We start from the raw sequence: 20,631 nt of genomic DNA on the forward strand, positions 1-20,631 counted from the left end.
GAGTAAATTTTTTTACTACAATGATAGGTAATAGAAACAGACGTTCTCATTGATTCACTCCTTGAAGTTGATTTAAGTTTATCTATTTTTGTTAAACAGACTTGAAAATTTTCTTCACCTGCATTCTAATAATCAGGAAAATCCAACGGAAAATCCCATAAAGTACATAAAGTGACATAAATAAACTTAATGTTTCTATAAATGCCCTGTTATAGTTTGCAAACACAATAGCCAAAAGAATCAATAAAATCACAAAAGTTTTGAGATTCCATTTTACTTTTTTGAAGCTTGGATAACGGATATTGCTAACCATTAAAATACCTGCAACAAAGGCAATGATAAGAAGAATATATTTATATTCTATAGCAAAAATATCATATTTTATATCCATCAATACCCACAAAATAACCAAAACTGCTGCTGAAGGAATAGGCAATCCAACAAAAGAATTTGGTTCATTTTCAGAACTTCCAATATTGAATCTTGCCAATCTGATAGCCCCAAAAATAACAAATAAAGCCGAAACAACTATTTTGTATCCCTCTCCATTAACACCATAATTTTGACCCATATAAAAATACAAAAGCATCGCAGGGGCAACTCCAAAGGCTACAACATCAGCTAAAGAATCGAACTCAACTCCAAATTTACTAGTGGTGTGCGTCATCCTAGCAACTCTTCCATCAAGTCCATCTAGAATCATAGAAATCAATATAAAATAACAGGCCAACTGAAAATCAGAGTTTGAAGAAAACATAATGCTCATAACGCCCAAAAAAATACTCCCAGCAGTAAATAAGTTTGGAAGTGCATACAATGGATTGATGTTCATTTTATATATCCTATTAAAGTTTGTCCGCCTTTTATTTTATCACCTACATTAACTTTTAAATCCAAAAACTTTGCAGGAAAAAAGAGTTTAAGTTTGCCTAATTTCATAAATCCTATCCTGTCATTAATGCTGAAAGCTGACTTATTATAAAATGTGGTTGAAGAAAAAATCTCTGGATAAAGCTCGATTTTAAAAGAGTATTTTTCTTTGGAAGAAAAGAATATCTGGGTATTTAGATGATTTTTTAATTCATCTTCTCCAAATCTCAAAAACAATCCATTTCTCTTACAAATGTCATACTCTAAAACATCTATAGGGGCTCTGAGTATTCCCACATCAAGCCAATCTACATCAATAACAATACAAATAAAACCTTCTTTGTTGAATACTTCGATAATTTTTCCATCAATAGGGGCTGTCAAAATAGGGTTGAATTTATCCTCTGGAAGCCTTTCTGGATTTCTAAAGGCAAATATCCACAAAATCAAACACAAAAAAGACAGGAATATAAAAAGACTCCACCCTAGCCATAAAAAAATAATAGCAAAAATAGCAATGATAAATATACCCTTGTAGCCCTCTTTTGAAATGATCTGGGTACTTGTCATTTTAGCCCTCTTCTCTTTTTACTAGCTTAGTAGGAAGGTTATTTTGAACTTCAAATTCTGAAATAATTTCCCTGACACGCTCTCCATCAATAACTTCTTTTTCAAGTAACTCTTGAGCCATTTTTTCAATAGCATCTCTATAGTCTTCTAAGAGTTTTTTCACTTGATTATAGCGATCGCTCAAAGTTTTTTTGATAAACTCATCCATACTCTCTGCAGTTTTTTCGCTAAACTCCCGCACATTTCCAGATCCCGTTCCTAAAAAATTATTTCGACGTTTTTCTAAAACCATCAATCCACTCACATCAGTCATCCCATAATAACTTACCATTGCTTTAAGAATATCTGTGGCTCTCTCTAAATCATTACTAGCACCTGTGGAAATTTCTCCCAAAAATACATCTTCAGCAACCCTTCCTCCAAGCAAAACATCAATTTCTGCAAAGAGCTCATGTTTTTGCTTCAAGTATTTATTTTCTTCGGGGGTATTTAGTGTATAACCTAATGCCGCCATTCCCCTAGGAATAATAGATACTTTATTAACCCTTGCTGAACCTTCTGTCATTTCTGAGACAACAGCATGTCCGCTTTCATGATAGGCCACAATCTTTTTTTCTTTGGGAGAAATACGACGAGATTTTTTCTCTAGCCCAGCAATGCTTCTTTCTACAGCCTCTTTAAGATGTTTTTGACTGACTTCTTTTTGATTATTTCTTCCAGCTAAGAGTGCTGCTTCATTGATGATATTAGCCAAATCCGCTCCAGCCAAACCTGCTGTAAGTCTAGCAATTTCTTGCAAATCCACATCTCTACCAATCTTTATAGCTTTTATATGTACTTTTAAAATCTCTACTCTGCCATTAAAATCAGGCTCATCCACGAGAACTTGCCTATCAAATCTACCTGGGCGAAGCAATGCAGAATCAAGTACTTCTGGTCTATTAGTGGCTGCAAGAACAATAACAGGAGAATTTTCAGACCCAAACCCATCCATTTCTGCAAGAAGCTGATTGAGTGTTTGCTCACGTTCGTCATTTCCACTCACCATGCCACCAGCGGCACGAGATTTACCAATCGCATCAATTTCATCTATAAATATAATGCTTGGAGCCTCTTTTTTTGCCATCTCAAAAAGATCTCTAACTCTACTAGCTCCAAGTCCTACAAACATTTCAATAAAGCTACTTCCACTCATTGAAAAAAATGGAACATTAGCCTCTCCGGCAACAGCCTTTGCCAAGAGCGTTTTTCCAGTTCCAGGAGGACCTACTAGCAACACTCCTTTTGGAATCTTCGCTCCCAAAGAAGCGTACCTATCGGGATATTTTAAAAAATCAACAATTTCTACAACCTCTTCTTTTGCTTCCTGATTTCCTGCCATATCATCAAATCTAACTTTAGGTTTCTCGGCATTTACGAGCTTTTTGGAGCTTCCCATACCAAAGATGCCCCCACCCATATTTTTTTGCATACGATTAGCCATAAACATCCACAATCCCAAGATAATAAATATAGGCAACAACCAACCAAACAAATCAGTGAAAAAATTTGACTCACTAAATCCGCTGTAGTCTATTTTTTGTTGCTCCAAAAGAGGTACGAGTGAAGGATCTTGAACTTTTTTTGCAATATAGGTTACTTTTTGGTTATTTGAATTCACTCCGGTGGCTTTAACAATAGTTTGACCAATGCTAACAGAAGTAACTTGCTTGTTTTTTATAATATCTTTAAGTTCAGAATAATCTATTTTTTTTGTTGTACTTGCCCCAAAACGATCGCTCAAATCACCCTCTTGTGGATTCATAATCTTAAACGCAATCAAAGCAATCACCGCAAAAATAATAAACATCATAATAGGGTTTTGTGTGAATGGCTTTTTATTGTTTGGGTTATTGGGATTTTGATTGTTTTTCTGTGCCATTTTTTCCTCGTTCTTTGATTTTAGTCTTAATTATATTATTTTTGTGTAAGTTTTATGCTTATCCAACCATCTTTCTCAAAAATATCTAATAATCTAAATTCAACAAATTTATTCAATATTTTTTGTTCATACTCTTTCAAGATTCCTGATAAAATCAGAATAGACTGTGGTTTTAGAAACTTTATAAAATCTCCATGAAGAATCAAAATCACATCAGCAATGATATTAGCAACAATCACATCATAATTTTTTTTTGCCTTTTCTATAGAACCTTGCCAAATATCATCGGGAACTAAATGATTAAGACGAAAATTTTTCTCACTTTCAAGCACAGCTAACTCATCAGTATCACACAAATCAACTCTTGCTCCAAGTTTTTTTGCAGCTATGGACAAAATGCCACTCCCGCATCCCACATCAAGAAGCTCTTTGTCATCTAATGGTATTGTCGAAAGCATATCAAGACACATAGAAGTACTGCAATGATGTCCTGAACCAAACGCTAAGGCCGGATCAATGAGAATATCAATTGTATTTTCAATGCTCTGATGCCAACTAGGTCTAATGTAAAATTTCCCATTTCTTATGGGAGTGATACTTTTCTTGTACTCTTCAATCCAATCCTGATTCTTGCAAAGCTTGACTTTATAGGCGAACCCAACATTTTTCTCTAAATTTGCACTCAATTTCAAAGAAAAATCACTCAAGGACGAAATTAATTCCATTTTTGGATCCCATAGAGAATAAACCACAAAAGCCTTTTGTGGTTTATTCAAACTTTGTATGTTGGAATATATAAGATCATCAATCTCATCAAAAATACTAGCTGAAATATCTCTTTCTTCAATTGCTTCTGCAGTAGTTTCAATGATAAAATCCGCAAAAAGCTCCTCACAATCACTAGGAACTATGATTGTCTCAAAATAATATTCCTGCATTAATATCTTTTATTCATTCACGCCCAAAACGACTTCTAGCTTTTCTTTCAATACTTGTGGGGTAAATGGTTTTACTATATAGTTATTCACTCCTGCTTTAAGTGCTGTAATAACCTCAGCCTTTCCGCCTTCTGTAGTAACCATGATTATTGGTATTTCTCCATACCGAGCATCAGATCTAACTTTTTTGACAAGTTCAAGACCATTCATCTCTGGCATATTCCAATCGGTGATCAAAATCTTTATACCTTCTGTTGTATCTAGCAATTGCCATGCTTCCAAACCATTTTCGGCTTCTAAAATATCTTCATAGCCCAATCGCTGAAGAGTGTTTTTTATAATTCTTCTCATTGTGGAACTATCATCTACTACCAGCAACTTCAATTTCTACTCCTTAAAAGTAAGTCCATAACCCTAAGAATATCCAAAATATGTTTAGCGAAATCTCATTTTTAGAATAATAACACATTTTAACATTAATAACCAAGAAAAAAATATTAGATATTAGGCGTGAATTTTTTGATTACCTTCTGTAAATCAATCCTACCCTCATAATATGCCTTACCTATGATGACGCCTCCCCTAATTGCATGTTCTTCAAATTTTTCATTCAGATTGTATATGTCTTGCTCATTTTTAACCCCACCACTTGCTATGCAAAAACAATCACTAACTCTTGCTAACTCTAAAGTCAAATCAAGATTGATCCCCTCAAATGTTCCATCTCTTTGAATATCAGTACAAATAAGAGCTTGGATATCTGATCCTTTAAACTCTTTTGCCAAATCCAACGCATCTATCTCTGCACTTTTTACCCATCCTTCAAGCGCCACCTTACCATCTTTTGAATCAATCCCAACAGCAATCTTATATTTCCTAGCCATCTCTTTAGCAAAAACTGGATCCTTAAGTGCTGCAGACCCCAATATCAATCTATCAATCCCCATATCTGAATATCGCCTTATGGTCTGCTCATCTCGTATTCCCCCACCAATTTGAATTTTCACACTAGAGTTTTTGCGAATCTTCTCTATAACCTCAAGGTTTTTTGGTTCTCCACCCAAAGCCCCATCAAGATCAACTATGTGAATCCATTTCGATCCTAAATCTTGAAATTTTTTTGCAAATTCAAACGCCTCCCCATATATCTTTGCACTTGCCATCTCCCCTTTATACAGCCGAACTGCTTTGCCTTCTTTTAAATCGATTGCGGGAAATATCTCTATCATCGGCACACCCTTAATTTTTGGCGATATTTTATCACAACTAAAAAAAGACTTAATTTAAGTCTTAGCGGATTAAAAACGATTTTATTCCGATCAATTTATGTGTCTGCATTTTATGGTAGAATTACCCGAAGAAACTTTTTGGAATTGGAAGTTAATGAAGAAATTAGTAGATTTTTTTGAATATCTCAAACGCTATCACATCGATGTTCTTGATACTATAAGCATTATGCTAGAACTTTTTATCCTTAAAATCCAAAACCCAAGAGCAATTCAATCCCTCATTTCAAAAGAAACCAAGAAGGAAGATATCTATCAGGAATTTTGTAATCTTATCCAAACTTTTATCAAACCTTCTTTTTATGTAAAAATTAACCCCAATACAAACATCTTAAAAATACTCAAAACAATCCATCAAATACCTCTTAATAACGAAATTATCGAACAATTCTTACACACCATCACACAAAAAAAAACTTCTAATAAACTTTACTACTACTCCACTCCTTTAGAGGTCAATCAACTACTTATATCATTGCTTGAAATAAAACCCGGTGATGAAATATATAATCCTTGTTATGGGATTGGAAGTGTATTTTTAAGTCTTGCTAATAGCACTAGCGATGTAAAACTTTACGGTGAGGAACTTGATGAAAGGCTATCAAATATTGCTCATCTAGTCGCTCAAGTCGCAAAAATAAAAAATATTAAGCTTTGTGTAAATGACATACTCAAACAACCTATTTTTAAGACAAAAGATGGATTTGAACATTTTGACAAAGTTCTCTGTAATCCTCCATTGTACGCACATATGGGAATAGAATATCTCAAAGAAGATGAACGTTTTGGAAAAATGGGGATCTTGGTTAAAAATTATCCTGAACTCGTATTTCTAACTCACGCACTCTCTCATCTAAAAAAACGTGGGGTTTTTATTGTCCGCAATCAAACCTTGCAAAAATCTTCTCTTGAAGAAAAGCTTCGAGAGCGCCTTTGCAAAGAAAAAATGATAGAAGCTATCATTGAATTGCCAAAAAACATCTTTCCTCACCAAAGTCATGAATTTTCTATTTTGGTAATTTCCCCAGAAAACGAAAATATACTACACATCAATGCGAATAATGAGTATTTTTATCAAAAAGATGGGAAATATAATAGATTGATTCATATTGATGAAATCTCAAATATTTTCTGCAAAAAACTCTGTACCCCATATTCTACACTCACGCCTCTCAATGAAATCCAAATTCACGATTTAAGAGCACAAACTTATTTGAATAAAAACAATGCAAATATCAATATCCACACGCTTAAGTCTCTAGGTATAGAAATTTTTAGAGGTCAGAGGGTATATGGTAGCACAAAGGATAAACCTATCACATACTATGATGTAGGAATCGCTGATTTCAAACCCTATGGATTCACACAAGATTTTGAAAACAAAAAAGAGTATGGAGATGCTATAAAAATACAAAGATATGCACTCAAAAGCTATGATATTTTGCTCTCTCTAAGGGGAATTTCTCCTAAAATAACTATTTTAGGAGAAATCAATTCTCTTTGTGTTGCAAATGCAGGAATTATTACTTTAAGAGCAAAAAACAAAAAAATAGCCATAGGGCTTTATTGTTATTTTTTCTCATCAAAAGGTGAAAAATCCCTAAAAAAAATCTACGAGCAAAGCGGTGAAAATACAGTGAATATAGAGAATTTATACAATCTAAACATACCCAAAAACTATGATAAAAACCACAAAGATATTTTTACCAAAATACAAGAGTTAAGCAAAGATTTAGAAGCTATTGATAAAAAAATACAACAACTCAAAGAAACTGAATGAAAAAAATAAATGTCATAGAAAATAAGATTATTGATGTTGATTACGGAAAAAATGTCTGCGTAATGACCCCCTGTAATCTATATGGGTGCAAACTTGGCAACAATGTGTTTGTAGGTCCTTTTGTAGAGATTCAAAAAGATGTAGCCATTGGAGATAATACAAGGATTCAAAGCCATAGCTTTATTTGTTCTCTAGTAAAAATCGGTTCAGATTGTTTTATTGCACACGGAGTAATGTTCATCAATGATCTGTTTGAAAATGGTCATCCTGCCTCAAATCCTTCTGACTGGAAAAATACAAATATTGGGAATAATGTATCCATTGGATCAAATTCCACCATCTTGCCTGTAAGTATCTGTGATAATGTCGTTATTGGGGCTGGAAGTGTGGTCACCAAAGACATTGTGCAATCAGGTATTTATGCTGGAAACCCTGCAAAAAAACTACGTGGCATAAATAAAATCCTATGAAAGTAGCGATTATTGGATATGGATATTGGGGTGTCAATATAGCCAAATGTATTTTTAAAAATCCAAATTTTGAGTTAAAGACTATCTATGATGAAGATAAATCACGAATCCAAGAAGCAAAAAAAATCTATGATTTCGCTCCTTATGAAAACTACGAATCTATTTTAAAAGACGACGATATACAAGCAATATTCATTATCACTCCACCTCATAGTCATTATTCATTAGGAAAGGCTGCTTTAAAAGCAAAAAAACACGCTTTTATAGAAAAGCCATTAACAACAAATATTCAAGAAGCCTATGAACTTTATGAAATTGCACAGAAAAATAATTGTATCTTGCACTGTGATCATACCTTTTTATACTCTCCTGCAGTAAAATGGCTAAAAGAAAATATTCAAACATTTGGCGAGATTGTCTATATTAATTCTAGGAGAATTAACTTAGGATTATTTCAAAGTAGTTTGGATGTTATTTGGGATCTAGCAATCCATGATCTATCCATTATTGATACTCTAGTAGGGCTAAAAATAAAAAAATCAAAAACATTTACTAAGAAATATCAAAACTATCCTTATGATGCGATCGCAAATATCAATTTAGAGTTACAAAGCGGTCCCATAGTCACCATCAATGTTTCTTGGCTATCTCCTGTTAAGGTCAGAGAAATGATCATTGGCGGTGATAAAAAAACAGCAATTTATGATGATACTAAAAGGGATAAAATCACTGTTTTTGATACTGGAGTGATTATTAAAGATGAATTTGATAAAAATAGTCTTTATCAAAAGATGATTGAATACAAACTCGGTAAAGAAGAAATACCCGTATTGGAAAATTTTATGGCACTTGACAATTCCATAGAGTCATTTTTTTCTTCTATTTCTGAGAATTCTCACACTCAAGATCAAAAAGAGCATATTTTAAGAGTTATTCAAGCCTTAGAAATTATCTCAAAGTCATAGTAGCTACTTAATTAAGCTTAAAAGATTTATTTCTTCTGTTGTGTTAGAATCAATTTTATTTTTAATTAATTTAATTCTAATTTTATCAATATCCCTAATATTATTTGGAATTGAAAAATATTCCTTCAGATAATCCCAATCGCATTGCCTCAAAGTTACTATTTCTCCGAGATAAAAGCTCACCCACCAATTACCAAGTTTGGATAAAAAGAGCTCAGATTCTATTTTTTTTTGTGCAATTTCGGAATATTGAATATCCTTTTCAAATCCCAAAAATCTTCTACCTAACCTTTTTGCAGCAACTGCAGTTGTTCCTGTACCCATAAACGGATCCAAAATCAAATCTCCTTCTTCTGTACTCATTAAAATAATTCTCTCTAACAAGTGAATCGGTAATTGACACGGATGTTCATCTCTATACTTTATATGTCTTATCCTATGGATATCTGTCCAAACATCAGAACATAATGGGCCAAAAGGATGCAAAATTGACTTTTTACCTCCATAGTCCTTGATCAAAACACCCTTTCTATCTCTTTTATGTGGCGAACGCAATTCTCTGAATTTGCTCCTATCATTTGTTTTTGAATAAAATAAAATTCCATAATGTGCGGGTTGTAAAGTTTTTCCCATTGGAGCAGTCATTGCTTCCCAACTAATCCAATGTCTAAAAATAGCTATTTCATTCAAAAAACTTGCATAATAAATAAGCCATTTAGGAATATTATGTAAAAAAATAAAACCATCATCTTTAAGAACTCTTACACATTGATAAATCCATTCCTTGCACCAATCAAGATATTCAGACTCTTCAAGCTTATCTTTATGCGAATTGTATTTTTTCTTTAAATTAAAAGGCGGATCTGCAAAGACACAATCAACTGTATTATCAGGAATCTTTTCAAATAACTCAATGCAATCACCCTGCAGAATCTTATTTTCAAACATTTTCAAGGACTTTTTTAAAACGCTCTAATTCATCTAAATGAAAAGTAAAAACATCGTCATAAGCCTCTACCATCCGCTTTAAATCCTGTTTTCTCACATACCAACCAATACCATCAACAAAACCAACAAATCTGGCTTTGGGATAATGTTTTTTAATCAACTCTGCAATCGATAATTCTGTTTTTGCCTTATCTCCCTGACCTGAACTTGTAGTGCTCAAAAATGAGCTTTCAATTATTATCTTCGGGCTTTTCTTATCCGGAATAATAAAATCCATAGTTCTTTTATTTAGCTTCTCGTTTTTGAATAATTCTGGCAAATCACCTTTTTCAAAATTTATTTTTAAGTCATTTAAAATAGTTTCTATAATAGTTTCTGGATTATTCCCCATGCAACCAGAATAACTACCTTTTTGGCGATAACGAATTAAAGTATCAACCATTACATCAGAATCAAAGTTTATTTTCTGTAGTTCTAATTTTTTAAGCTCAAATAATGGAAGAGTTTTAGCTAAAAAAGAATTGGTAGAGCCTCTAAAAAATAAATCAATTAGACCTGTAGCAAAATCTCTATCTTCTTTAATAAGATTTTTTATTTTTTTATCACTCCATTCCTTTACATCATTATAAATGCGTCCCTTATCCCAATCTTGAACCCTTAAGAGATTACATAACTCTTTATCTTGGACTATTCTCGCTATAGTTATAATTCTCTTTAAATTTTCATTTGCCAAACCATTTAAAACCAATAAACATTCTAAACCAAATTCATTTTTCTGAATAAAATCAATAAATATTTCTTGCTTACAACCTCTATTGGCAATATCATTTTTAAGATTAAGTAGTAGTATTTTCAAAAGATTTATTGTGTTTGCCTCATAATTTTCCTCAAACTCCCAGTTAGAAAAATAAAAAGTATTTTTATTGATTACTGTCTCATATTTTTTATTCATTATTATCCCGTACTCTAAATGTAAGTTTTCCAATAAGGGGTATAATAATAACAGATAAAAACTTTAACAGCATTAATTTTAAAAATACTTTTTTAATTTTTGGAGATTTTATGGATACTGACTCAATCAAAATAATACCAGAATGGAAAGAGCTACTCAAAGATGAATTTCAAAAACCTTACTTTCAGCAAATAAAAAATCATTACTTACAGGCAAAAAACAAAGGGGAGATTATCTATCCACCTCCAAAGCTTACCTTTAATGCTCTCAATCTCACGCCACCTGAAAAAGTAAAAATCGTTATTTTAGGTCAAGATCCTTACCACGGAAGTTTCATGCACAATGGAATAGAAATCCCCCAAGCAATGGGACTAAGCTTTTCTGTGCCTAAACCTGTGCCTATTCCGCCGAGTCTTAAAAACATCTACAAAGAACTCAATCTCTCACTTGGCGTCCCCATACCTTCACATGGGGATTTAACACAATGGTGTGAAAGAGGAGTGCTACTTTTAAACACCATATTTAGTGTCAAAAAGGGGAATGCAGGATCTCATGCATACTTTGGCTGGGAAAATTTTAGTGATAGTATCATAAAAGCAATATCAGATCATTGTGACAAAATTATCTTTATGTTATGGGGAAATTATGCAAAAAAGAAAGCTTCTTTTATAGATACAAACAAACATATTATTATCACCGCACCCCATCCAAGCCCTTTGGCACAAGGGTTTGTTGGAAGTGGAGTATTTCTCAAAGCCCAAGAAGCACTAAAAAAATTTGGCAAAGAGCCAACTAATTGGGAATTAAAAGATTAAATTAGATACATAGATATTGGTTAATACATAATTCACACTACAGCTCTATAATCTCGTGTATTTCAATAAATTAAAAAGGAAGTAAAATGAATAAGTTCATTTCAATGATTTTGGCAGGAGCACTTTGTGCTTCATTGGCATTTGGAGCTGATTTTTCAAAAAAAAGCAATGATGATTTGATAAAGGTAGCAGGAACAGTTGCACCAAAAGATGTACCTGACTATAGAATGGAGCTTCACAAAAGAATAAAAGCAATGAAAAAACCTGAGGCAAAGGCTTTCCATGAAAAACTCGAAGCTTCTATGAAAAAGAACACTGAAAAAATGAGTATGAAAGACATGAGAGCTAGAAGAGAAGCTATAAAAAAAGCTATTGATGAAAAAACCAAAGGTATGACAAAAGAACAAATTAAAGAAAGTGGTCTTGATCACCATGGACATCATAAACACGGAAAAGATCACAAAAAAGATGAAGGAAGCAAAGCTAACAAACCAGTGAAAAAACCTGATCCAAAAGCTCCTGCACCAAAACCTGAAGCAAAATAATATGTTTTCTAGGCATTTCATGCCTAGATTCAAATCATATTCTTTATTCTATATTTTTCACTTAATTTTTGCATAATTTCTTATTTTAACAAAAGCACACTATAATTTAGAAATCAAAAATAACCTAGCAGGGGACAGAATGATCAAACCTATGTTAAAATACAGAGGTGGAAAAAGTGCCGAAATTAATCAAATTATTCCTTTCTTTCCAACATCATACAAGAGGTATATAGAGCCATTTTTTGGCGGAGGTGCTTTATATTTTTTTCTCAGTCCAAAAAAGTCAATCATCAATGATCTTAATAAACCTCTAATGAATTTTTATACATCAGTAAGAAATGATTTTTTATCGCTAAAAAAGAATTATCCGAATTACAAAAATTATATGAATCCAATCAATTAGAATTTCAAAAGCTTAAAAAACTGACGCCTAACAGCAAAAGTGATGCTGAGGTCTTTTAAGGTGCTATGTTCCAAGCAACTATCTTTTGTTTCTCTGCTCACCTCTAATGATCTGTGGAAATAATGAGGGGGGGGTTATTCCCCGATGGTGTTTGTCAAACTTCCGATTCCTTCGATAGTGCATTCTATTACATCGCCAGGTTTGAGAAATCTAGGAGGCTCAAACCCCATCCCCACACCAGAAGGGGTTCCCATAGAAATAATACTCCCTGCCTTTAGCATCATACCTCTTGAAAGTTCTTCTATCACATAATCAATGCCAAAAATTAGCAAATCTGTAGAGCTTTTTTGACGAAGTTCGCCATTGACATAGCTAGAGATTTGCATTATTGGAGGGGTGGCAAACTCGTCCTTTGTCACGATATAAGGTCCCATGGGGCTAGAACCTTCTAGGCTTTTGCCAAAATACCATTGTTTGTGTTTTAGTTGGACATCTCTAGCACTGATATCGTTGATGATGGTATAGCCAAAGACATAATCAAACGCATCTTCCTTCTTTACATTCCACGCATCTTTACCAATAATAACACCTAGTTCTACTTCATAATCAAGTTTTTCAGTGATATTTTTATGTGAAGGCACTATTCCTTTATCAGGAGTGGCTTCATTCACTCTTTTTCCAAAATACACTGCTTCTTCGCGTTTGCCATCAAAGGCTTCTTTTTTGAATTTTGCAGATTCTTCTGCGTGATCAAGGTAATTTATGCCTAAACAGATAATTTCTTGGGCAGGATGGGGGATGGGAGCAGCAGGAATAATATCATTTAGTGCGATATCCCCTGTTCTGTTATCTAATGCCCCTTGAAGTTTTTGTTCTAGATCTCTTCCATAGCACATGATGAGTTCTTGCATTTCTTTGATGCCTAATCCCAAAGATTTCAAAGAAATAATCCTTTTTTGGCTACTATCAATAATCCCGATTTGATAAGGAGAGCTTTTGGTTGTTTTAAAAGTAATGATTTTCATCTACAATTCCTTTATTAAAAAATAATCTGCTATTATCAAGTCTATCAAAATTTAGGAATAAAATGAAAATAATTAAAAATTCTAGCTTCAGAAGTGATTTTGGTGATGTGTATTATGATGAGTATATTCCTGATTGCACTAATGGTGTGGTGATAGCCATTGCACATGGAATGATTGAACACAAAGACAGATACGAATGGCTCTGCACTAGTTTGGCAAAAAAGGGTTACAATGTTTTTATCAATGATCACAGAGGGCATGGAGAAAGTATCGGAGGAAATATCGTTTGGGGCGAGATGGGTGAAAATGGTTTTGAAAAGGCTGTAGATGATATGCTGACCTTTCATAATCTCATCATGCAGAAGTTTCCTTTTCATAGATTTGTATTGCTTGGACATTCGATGGGTTCTTTGCTATCTAGGAGATTTCTTCAACTCTATGAAGATAAACTTGATGCTCTTATTCTCACAGGAACTCCTTCTCCAAATAAAATGCTAGGATTTGGTGTGGTGCTTTTCAGGATATTGGAAAAAATGGGGGTAAAGGGTTCGCCCAAAATCAGCGATCTATTTTCTTTCAAATCCCAGTTCAAGCGTAAGGTTCCTCAAAAAGATCGTTTTAAGACCCATTGGGCGTGTAGTGATGAAGAAATTATCAAGCTTCGATACAAAGATCCAAAATGTCAGTTTCGTTTTACGCTCAATAGTTTTGCCAATCTTTTTGAAGGGATGAAAAAAGTTTTCTCCACCTATCCGCATAGTCCTCAAAAAAGGCATTTACCGGTATTATTTTTGAGCGGACAAGAAGATATTTGCGGAGAGTATGGCAAGGGTGTGGAAAAATCCTATCATCATATCAAATCACAAGGCTATGAAGATGTTACATTAAAGCTCTATGCAAATGCTCGTCATGAAGTCTTCAATGAGCCAAATAAACTTGAAGTGCTAGATGATATGTTGGTTTGGTTGCATAAACAGGGTTTTTAGAGTATTTAAGAAATTCGCTCCTTGTTTGGCATATGCAAAAAGGAACGATGTATTTTAATTATTGTGTGTTTTTAGAAAATCATTTTTACTCCTTTGGATTGGAATATAACAAAAACCTCTTCTAAGAGAGATTTTATTTAAGTGCGATAGTTAAATCCTCTATCAAATCCTCTGCATCCTCGATTCCTACACTCAAGCGAATGAGGCTTGAAGAAATATTGGCTTTTTCTAGCTCTTCTTTGCTGAGTTGCGAATGAGTAGTGGATGCAGGATGAACGATGAGAGATTTTGTATCTCCAATATTAACCACAATAGAAAATAAGTTTGTGCTATTACAAACTTTTTTGGCTTCTTCAAAATCTCCTTTGATTTCAAAACTTACTAGTCCTGAGCACAAATTATCTTTGAAATATTTTTTGGCTAGTTCTTTATAAGGGCTGTTTTGTATTGATGGGTAATTTACAGATTTTATCTTCGGGTGATCGCATAAAAAAGACGCGATTTTTTGGGCATTTAAGCTATGCTCATATATACGAACCTTGAGTGTTTCAAGTCCCTGTAAGACAATCCAAGAGTTAAAAGCACTCAGGGATGCTCCAATATCTCTAAGCAATGCAGTACGTACGCGGAGATTGAAAATAGGTAAATTCACATCAGCATACACTAGGCCATGATAGCTTGTATCAGGGGTGTTAAAATGCTCATATCGTGGGTTATTTTTGATGAGGTGATTGAGCGAGGGTGAATCAATAATTGCTCCTGCTATAACACTTCCTTGACCACTGATATATTTAGATAGACTATGAACCACAACATCTACCCCCCATTTAATGGGATTACACAAAATAGGTGTAGCTACAGTGTTGTCACAGATACTGATAATACTGTGTTTTTTTGCGATAGCTACTATTTCTTCAATAGGTGCGATAGCGATCTGAGGATTGCTTAGACTTTCAAAGAAAATAGCTTTTGTTTTTGTATCAATAAGTGCCTCTAATGTGCTTATATCATCGATACAAAATACTCTCGCTTGTATGCCAAACCTTTTTAAGGTGTGTAAAAAAAGATTTGAACTGCCTCCATAGATTTTATCTGCGATAAGGATGTTATCTCCTGCTTGTGCGATGTTGGCTATGGCGTAAAAAATCGCTGAAGAGCCACTAGAAGTAACCACTGCACTCGCTCCACCTTCAAGTGCAGCTAGTCTTTTTTCTAACACATCGTTGGTCGGATTGGTGAGTCGTGAGTAAATATTTCCTAATTCTTTTAGAGCAAATCTTGCTCCAGCTTGCTCAGCGTTGTCGAATTCATAAGCAGTGCTTTGATAGATGGGAACACTCATTGTTTTTTGTGTATCCTTGGTGTATCCAGCTTGTATGGCTAAAGTTTGGGGTTTGTATATTTTGCTTGACATAAAAAATCCTTTTTTTGAATTTGATGATTAATCAGGATCTAATTTATCTAAATATTATTAAACACGATATGTGTTATTATAAAATAATACTATTTTGATTTTAAATTGTTACAATAATATACAAACACGATATGTGTTTGTATATTTAATATATTAAATATTCTCAATAAAACATGTTGTATGATAGCTGCAGGGGGCAAAGCTTTGAGCTGAAAATAAAGTATTTCTAAAATATGATAGCTACATAATTTATCAACAAAAAGCTATTTTAAAACATCCAATTACACCAATCAAAGAGTGAAATTTCTTTGATTGGTGATTTTATAGGGTTTGTTGTGTAGAAATTATTTAAGTTCTGCCCAATTTTTACCCAAGCTAATCCCACATTTTAGAGGCACATTTAATGTATAGACATTATTCATTATTGCTTCGATTTCCTTAGATGTTTGCTCAGCGAGTTCTTTAGGAAGCTCAAAAATCAATTCATCATGCACTTGAATAAGTAATTTTACAGAGGTATTTTTGAAATTTTCATATATTTTAAGCATCGATAGTTTGATAAGATCAGCTGCACTTCCTTGAAAAATCGAATTGATACCTTCGCGTAAGTAATTTGCCCTCATCAATTCTGTTGCATTTGCAAAATCAAAATATCGTCGATGTCCTAGTAATGTTTGAGCATAGCCATTAGCAAGAATCTGTTCTTCTTGGTATTTTAAAAAGTTTTTGACCGTAGGAAAGGATTCAAAATAGCTTTCAATGTATGTTTTTGCTTCTTTTGGTGATATTTTGAGTGTTTGGGCGAGTTTTTTTGAACCCATTCCATAGATAAGTCCAAAATTGATGGATTTTGCTATGGATCGTTTTTGCGATGCGTTTTCTTCCCCAAATATTCTAATAGCAGTTTCCATGTGGATATCTTTGTCTGTTTTGAATGCCTCCATGAGATCTTTGTCCATACAAAAATGTGCAAGTAATCGGAGTTCAATTTGCGAATAATCCACGCTTAAAAAAGTATTTTTTTTATCGCTAATGATAAAACCTTCACGAATCTGTTTTCCTGCTTCAGTCCTCACAGGGATGTTTTGCAGATTTGGAGATTTTGAACTCAATCTACCTGTAGCAGTCCCTGTTTGTAAAAATGATGTATGGATTTTGTGTTCATCATTGTTGAGCTTGAGTAGAGGTTCTATGTAGGTATTTTTGAGTTTGAAAATCTCACGATATTCCATAATCTCAGAGATAACAGGGTGTTCATTTAGCAATCCTTCTAAAGTCCTCTCATCAGTGCTATAGCCACCTTTTATTTGTCTGCCACCTTTAAGCCCTAGTTTTCCAAATAGCACTTCAGCGAGTTGTTTAGGGGAGTTGAGATTAAAATCAAAGCCTATGTGTTTGTGGATATTGTTTTGAATGATGGAGAGTTTATTTGAAAGTTCTAAACGAAGTTTCTCAAACCAATTTACATTGATTTTTATTCCATTGGTTTCCATATCCACAAGCACTTTGATGAGAGGGAATTCCAAATTTTGGGCAATTTCTATGAGATAATCAAGCTCTTTAGAGCGAAGTTCTTCTATAAGTTTTTCATATAAGCACATACTGGCTACTGCATCTTCAGCAGCGTATTTTGTCGCATCCTCAAGGGAGACGCTTGAAAAATTTGCTCCCTTGCTCACGATGGCTTCAAAAGCTATCATTTTGTGAGAAAACCATCTTTCCATCTGACTATCTAGTCCTACGCTCATCACGCTATCAAATAGCCATGCTAAAATCATTGAATCTTTTATATAGTTTTGAGGTTTTATGCCGAAATTATTTTGAGCGATGAGGAGGTCAAATTTCAGGTTATGCCCGATAAGCGGATGAGAAAATATTTTTTCTATGGCTTTTTTTGCACTTTCTTTAGATATTTGGGTTTCAACACCTAGATAGTTGTGTGCAATAGGCACATAGTAGCCATTTTTTCGATCAAAGCAAAAGCTAAATCCAACCATATTTGCATTTTGCACATCAATAGAATCTGTTTCACAGTCATAGGATATTTCAGTACTAGAGGGAATTGAATCTAAGATTTCAAATAGTTTATTTTCATCATTGAGCAAATGCGAAGTGTAAGAGAAGCTAGATTCTGAAAAGGCATTAAGCCCCCCGATGCCTTTTGATTTTGCCATAAAGGCTTTGGCGGGTTGGGTCATTGGCATACCCTTTAGACGCTGGACAAGCTTGATGAATTCATACTCTTCAAGCTCATCTACGATAGCTAATAGGGGGTTTGTAAGAGGCATTTTACAGATTTGTAAGTCAAAATCATCAATCAAATCGGTTTTTAAAGTAACGAGTTTTTTGCTCAAATATGCCATTTCTTTGTGTTCTTTGATGAGATTAGCGATTCTTGGACTGACTGTTTCTTGCAACTTTTCTAGGTTTGCGTAGATATTATCGAGATTTCCAAATTTTTTGATAAGTTTTTCGGCTGTTTTTGCTCCGATACCTTTGATGCCAGGTACATTATCGCTATTGTCTCCCACTAAGCTCTGATAATCAATGAATTCATGAGGGTGTATGCCATATTTTGTCAGGCATTCTTTTTCTGTGATATCTTTTCTTGAAGTAGGGTTGTATAGATAGGTATTTTCATCAATGAGTTGATAGAGATCTTTATCATGGCTGATGATACGCACTTGTAGGTTTTTTCTCGTAGCAATATGGCTAAGTGAGGCAATAGCATCATCAGCTTCATACCCATCAAAGGATAGATTTAATAACCCCATTTTTTCTATCCATTTGATGGCAATAGGGAGTTGCATCAGTAAGTCTTGAGGCGTCTCCATGCGAGTGCCTTTGTATTCTGGATAGATTTCCTTGCGTTTATTTTGTCCCCGTCCTTCAAGTGCAAAGACAATATAATCTGATAATCCTTCTTTGTGTAGATTCATAATTAGATTAGCAAAGCCTAGTAGAAGACTCGTGGGGAAGCCTTGAGCATTCTTGAGTGGAGGGAGGGCATAGAAGCTACGAAAAAAGAACCCGAAGGTGTCAATAATAGTTAATGTTTGCATAGATGGTATCAATTCTTCTCATAAGGCTGGGTTATTTTCTCTTCAAAAATAAACTTATGTTCCTGTGGGAGTGCATTATAAATACTATGGGCGAGTTTTTGGATTTCCCACAGAGCTGCTCTATTTGTACGAAGTTCTAGGAAGTTTTGCAGACTTCTAGCGTTGATGCTCCAGTGAAGTTCTGTTTTGTAACATTCGGGCATCGCGTATTTGGCTAGATCGTTTCCTATAGGTTCAAGGAGGAGTTTTCGAAGGTTTTCTAATGCTGAAATAGAGGCTATATTGACATTTTCATTTGAGGTAAAAACGATGTATTTTTCAGCTCTTTTTTGATTTTCTTCATTGATAGGAAGGAAGGAAGGCTCTTCTTTGATCTCTTTGAGTGTATAGCGAGAGGATTTGACGCTATAACTTGCCATGCGATGACGAGCAAGTTCTTGCAAACAAGCACGGCTAATGCCTTGAATATAGAAATTATAATATAAGTGTTCTAGGGTGCTAGAGTGTTTGTTTTTGTTTCCGACACGATCAATGAGAGAGAGGTCTTTTTCGCCACCTCCATCAGATTTATCAAAGCTCTGCCAACAAGTGCGGATAGCCATCGAACAGACTTCTAAGGGGGTATAGTGCTTGAGTGTAACTTTCATAAATATCCTTTTTGGAATTTTACACATATGTCGCTTAAAAAATCAATCAATATGATTTTGGCTTAAAAGAGTTCTTTCTTTAAGATGTTACCTGAAGTTAATTTTTGGATTTAAGATGAATTTTGTTTAGGGTTATTTGTTGTATAGATTGTCTCCTAGCTTTTTGAATTCTTCATATTGGTTTTTGAGTGTATGGAGAATTTCTTCGTATTGAAAGCTTAGCATCACGCGTCTATAAAGTTCGGGTTTGTCTTTTCGCCAATTTCGCAAAGTTTTTGCATCTACGCCGATGATTCTAGCTATGTCCTGCTGAGTAAATTTCATCTCTATCCTCAAGTAATTTTTATTAAAATCTACTTGAAAATATTTTTAAACAAAATTCAGTAATATTTACCTATTTAAAACTAAATTTAAGGAAATAATACCTAAAATGTTTGGATAATTTTGTAAAGGTAGATATTTATGAATGTAAAAATAGCAATAAAATTCTTGATTGGCTTTATACTGATGGGTATGGCTTGTTTTTTGAATGCAGACGAACTTGCAAACAAAATGCCACCACTTGAAAAATCTTTTATAAAGATTATGAATAAGGCTATTGATGAATTCGTAGCCACGACCAATGAAGTTAAAAAAACTAAAATACAACTTCATTTGCAAAATTCATTATCCAATCTACTCAAAGATAGAGTAGCAAAAAATTGGGTTGGGGAGGTAATCAGCATTCGTTCTGATGATTCTGATGGTTCAGCAAGAATAACAGTTGGATTATTAATAAAATACGGAAAGGCTATTGCAGTGACAACACTTGACAATAAGGCTTTCGATGATAAGTATCACACACATACAGGTATAGACATTGAGACTAATCTGTATAATGCCGTATCTGAACTAGAGATAGGAGACAAAGTAGTGTTTTCTGGTCAGTTTATTTTATCACAGCCTACTCTTCTGATTCAGGATTCGCTTGGTCTGAGTGGTTTTAAATTTACTAGCATCAGAAAAATAAATGATGATAAAAAATCAAAATAAAG

General features: G+C 33.9%; 21 protein-coding genes. 8 read left to right on the forward strand and 13 right to left on the reverse strand.

Annotated elements, in window-relative coordinates; genetic code table 11:
- Positions 1-91: 91 nt before the first annotated feature.
- From pssA to hisA, 6 genes are all read right to left on the reverse strand, one after another.
- Positions 92-832, reverse strand: a complete 741-nt coding sequence (gene pssA / locus Q5I06_RS00115) for a CDP-diacylglycerol--serine O-phosphatidyltransferase (protein WP_305516169.1) — start codon at positions 830-832, stop codon at positions 92-94.
- The gene (locus tag Q5I06_RS00120; RefSeq protein WP_305516170.1) at positions 829-1,440 is read right to left on the reverse strand and encodes a phosphatidylserine decarboxylase; all 612 of its coding nucleotides are present in this window, start codon (positions 1,438-1,440) and stop codon (positions 829-831) included. The genes pssA and Q5I06_RS00120 overlap by 4 nt, the downstream gene beginning before the upstream one ends.
- Position 1,441: 1 nt before the next feature.
- A complete protein-coding gene (gene ftsH, locus Q5I06_RS00125; protein ID WP_370690900.1) occupies positions 1,442-3,289 on the reverse strand; it encodes an ATP-dependent zinc metalloprotease FtsH in 1,848 nt (615 codons plus the stop codon).
- 107 nt (positions 3,290-3,396) lie between these two features.
- The gene (locus Q5I06_RS00130; RefSeq protein WP_305516172.1) at positions 3,397-4,299 is read right to left on the reverse strand and encodes a 50S ribosomal protein L11 methyltransferase; all 903 of its coding nucleotides are present in this window, start codon (positions 4,297-4,299) and stop codon (positions 3,397-3,399) included.
- A 9-nt stretch (positions 4,300-4,308) separates the two neighbouring features.
- A complete protein-coding gene (locus Q5I06_RS00135; RefSeq protein WP_305516173.1) occupies positions 4,309-4,683 on the reverse strand; it encodes a chemotaxis response regulator CheY in 375 nt (124 codons plus the stop codon).
- 113 nt (positions 4,684-4,796) lie between these two features.
- A complete protein-coding gene (gene hisA / locus Q5I06_RS00140) occupies positions 4,797-5,525 on the reverse strand; it encodes a 1-(5-phosphoribosyl)-5-[(5-phosphoribosylamino)methylideneamino]imidazole-4-carboxamide isomerase (RefSeq protein WP_305516401.1) in 729 nt (242 codons plus the stop codon).
- 157 nt (positions 5,526-5,682) lie between these two features.
- On the opposite strand from hisA, the gene Q5I06_RS00145 reads away from it, so the two are divergent.
- The 3 genes from Q5I06_RS00145 to Q5I06_RS00155 are packed head-to-tail and all read left to right on the forward strand — an operon-like array spanning position 5,683 to position 8,800.
- Positions 5,683-7,365, forward strand: a complete 1,683-nt coding sequence (locus Q5I06_RS00145; RefSeq protein ID WP_305516174.1) for an N-6 DNA methylase — start codon at positions 5,683-5,685, stop codon at positions 7,363-7,365.
- Positions 7,362-7,835 (forward strand): acyltransferase, encoded by a 474-nt coding sequence (locus Q5I06_RS00150; protein ID WP_305516175.1) that lies wholly within the window; start codon positions 7,362-7,364, stop codon positions 7,833-7,835. Before Q5I06_RS00145 ends, Q5I06_RS00150 begins: the two co-directional genes overlap by 4 nt.
- Positions 7,832-8,800 (forward strand): Gfo/Idh/MocA family protein, encoded by a 969-nt coding sequence (locus tag Q5I06_RS00155; protein ID WP_305516176.1) that lies wholly within the window; start codon positions 7,832-7,834, stop codon positions 8,798-8,800. The genes Q5I06_RS00150 and Q5I06_RS00155 overlap by 4 nt, the downstream gene beginning before the upstream one ends.
- A 3-nt stretch (positions 8,801-8,803) precedes the next feature.
- Here Q5I06_RS00155 and Q5I06_RS00160 read toward each other — a convergent pair whose 3' ends face one another.
- Together Q5I06_RS00160 and Q5I06_RS00165 are read right to left on the reverse strand one after the other, a co-directional pair.
- Entirely contained in the window at positions 8,804-9,748 is a 945-nt protein-coding gene (locus tag Q5I06_RS00160) for a DNA-methyltransferase (RefSeq protein WP_305516177.1), read from the reverse strand.
- Positions 9,741-10,700 (reverse strand): DpnII family type II restriction endonuclease, encoded by a 960-nt coding sequence (locus Q5I06_RS00165; RefSeq protein WP_305516178.1) that lies wholly within the window; start codon positions 10,698-10,700, stop codon positions 9,741-9,743. The genes Q5I06_RS00160 and Q5I06_RS00165 overlap by 8 nt, the downstream gene beginning before the upstream one ends.
- 110 nt (positions 10,701-10,810) lie before the next feature.
- On the opposite strand from Q5I06_RS00165, the gene ung reads away from it, so the two are divergent.
- The 3 genes from ung (at position 10,811) to Q5I06_RS00180 (ending at position 12,463) form a co-directional block, all read left to right on the forward strand.
- Entirely contained in the window at positions 10,811-11,515 is a 705-nt protein-coding gene (ung, locus tag Q5I06_RS00170) for a uracil-DNA glycosylase (RefSeq protein ID WP_305516179.1), read from the forward strand.
- Between the two features lie 86 nt (positions 11,516-11,601).
- Positions 11,602-12,060: a DUF1104 domain-containing protein gene (locus tag Q5I06_RS00175; protein WP_305516180.1), complete on the forward strand. Its 459-nt coding sequence runs from the start codon at positions 11,602-11,604 to the stop codon at positions 12,058-12,060.
- Positions 12,061-12,199: 139 nt separating this feature from the next.
- Entirely contained in the window at positions 12,200-12,463 is a 264-nt protein-coding gene (locus Q5I06_RS00180) for a DNA adenine methylase (protein WP_305516181.1), read from the forward strand.
- Positions 12,464-12,597: 134 nt separating this feature from the next.
- Here Q5I06_RS00180 and Q5I06_RS00185 read toward each other — a convergent pair whose 3' ends face one another.
- Positions 12,598-13,488 carry a fumarylacetoacetate hydrolase family protein gene (locus Q5I06_RS00185; RefSeq protein WP_305516182.1) on the reverse strand — a complete coding sequence of 297 codons (891 nt, stop codon included), beginning with the start codon at positions 13,486-13,488 and terminating at the stop codon, positions 12,598-12,600.
- 62 nt (positions 13,489-13,550) lie between these two features.
- Here Q5I06_RS00185 and Q5I06_RS00190 point away from each other — a divergent pair, with 62 nt between their 5' ends.
- Positions 13,551-14,474, forward strand: a complete 924-nt coding sequence (locus tag Q5I06_RS00190) for an alpha/beta fold hydrolase (protein ID WP_305516183.1) — start codon at positions 13,551-13,553, stop codon at positions 14,472-14,474.
- A 133-nt stretch (positions 14,475-14,607) separates the two neighbouring features.
- Here Q5I06_RS00190 and Q5I06_RS00195 read toward each other — a convergent pair whose 3' ends face one another.
- From Q5I06_RS00195 to Q5I06_RS00210, 4 genes are all read right to left on the reverse strand, one after another.
- Positions 14,608-15,888: an O-acetylhomoserine aminocarboxypropyltransferase/cysteine synthase family protein gene (locus Q5I06_RS00195; RefSeq protein WP_305516184.1), complete on the reverse strand. Its 1,281-nt coding sequence runs from the start codon at positions 15,886-15,888 to the stop codon at positions 14,608-14,610.
- Between the two features lie 344 nt (positions 15,889-16,232).
- Positions 16,233-18,950, reverse strand: a complete 2,718-nt coding sequence (gene polA, locus Q5I06_RS00200; RefSeq protein WP_305516185.1) for a DNA polymerase I — start codon at positions 18,948-18,950, stop codon at positions 16,233-16,235.
- Positions 18,951-18,958: 8 nt separating this feature from the next.
- Positions 18,959-19,597, reverse strand: coding sequence for an FAD-dependent thymidylate synthase (gene thyX, locus Q5I06_RS00205; RefSeq protein ID WP_305516186.1), 639 nt, complete (start codon positions 19,595-19,597; stop codon positions 18,959-18,961).
- Between the two features lie 132 nt (positions 19,598-19,729).
- Positions 19,730-19,921 carry a helix-turn-helix domain-containing protein gene (locus Q5I06_RS00210; protein ID WP_305516187.1) on the reverse strand — a complete coding sequence of 64 codons (192 nt, stop codon included), beginning with the start codon at positions 19,919-19,921 and terminating at the stop codon, positions 19,730-19,732.
- A 138-nt stretch (positions 19,922-20,059) separates the two neighbouring features.
- Between Q5I06_RS00210 and Q5I06_RS00215 the strand changes: the two genes are divergently transcribed.
- Entirely contained in the window at positions 20,060-20,629 is a 570-nt protein-coding gene (locus Q5I06_RS00215; RefSeq protein WP_305516188.1) for a hypothetical protein, read from the forward strand.
- The last annotated feature ends 2 nt before the right edge of the window (positions 20,630-20,631 follow it).

Source organism: Helicobacter cappadocius, from assembly GCF_030688855.1.
In the GTDB taxonomy this organism is placed as follows: domain Bacteria; phylum Campylobacterota; class Campylobacteria; order Campylobacterales; family Helicobacteraceae; genus Helicobacter_J; species Helicobacter_J cappadocius.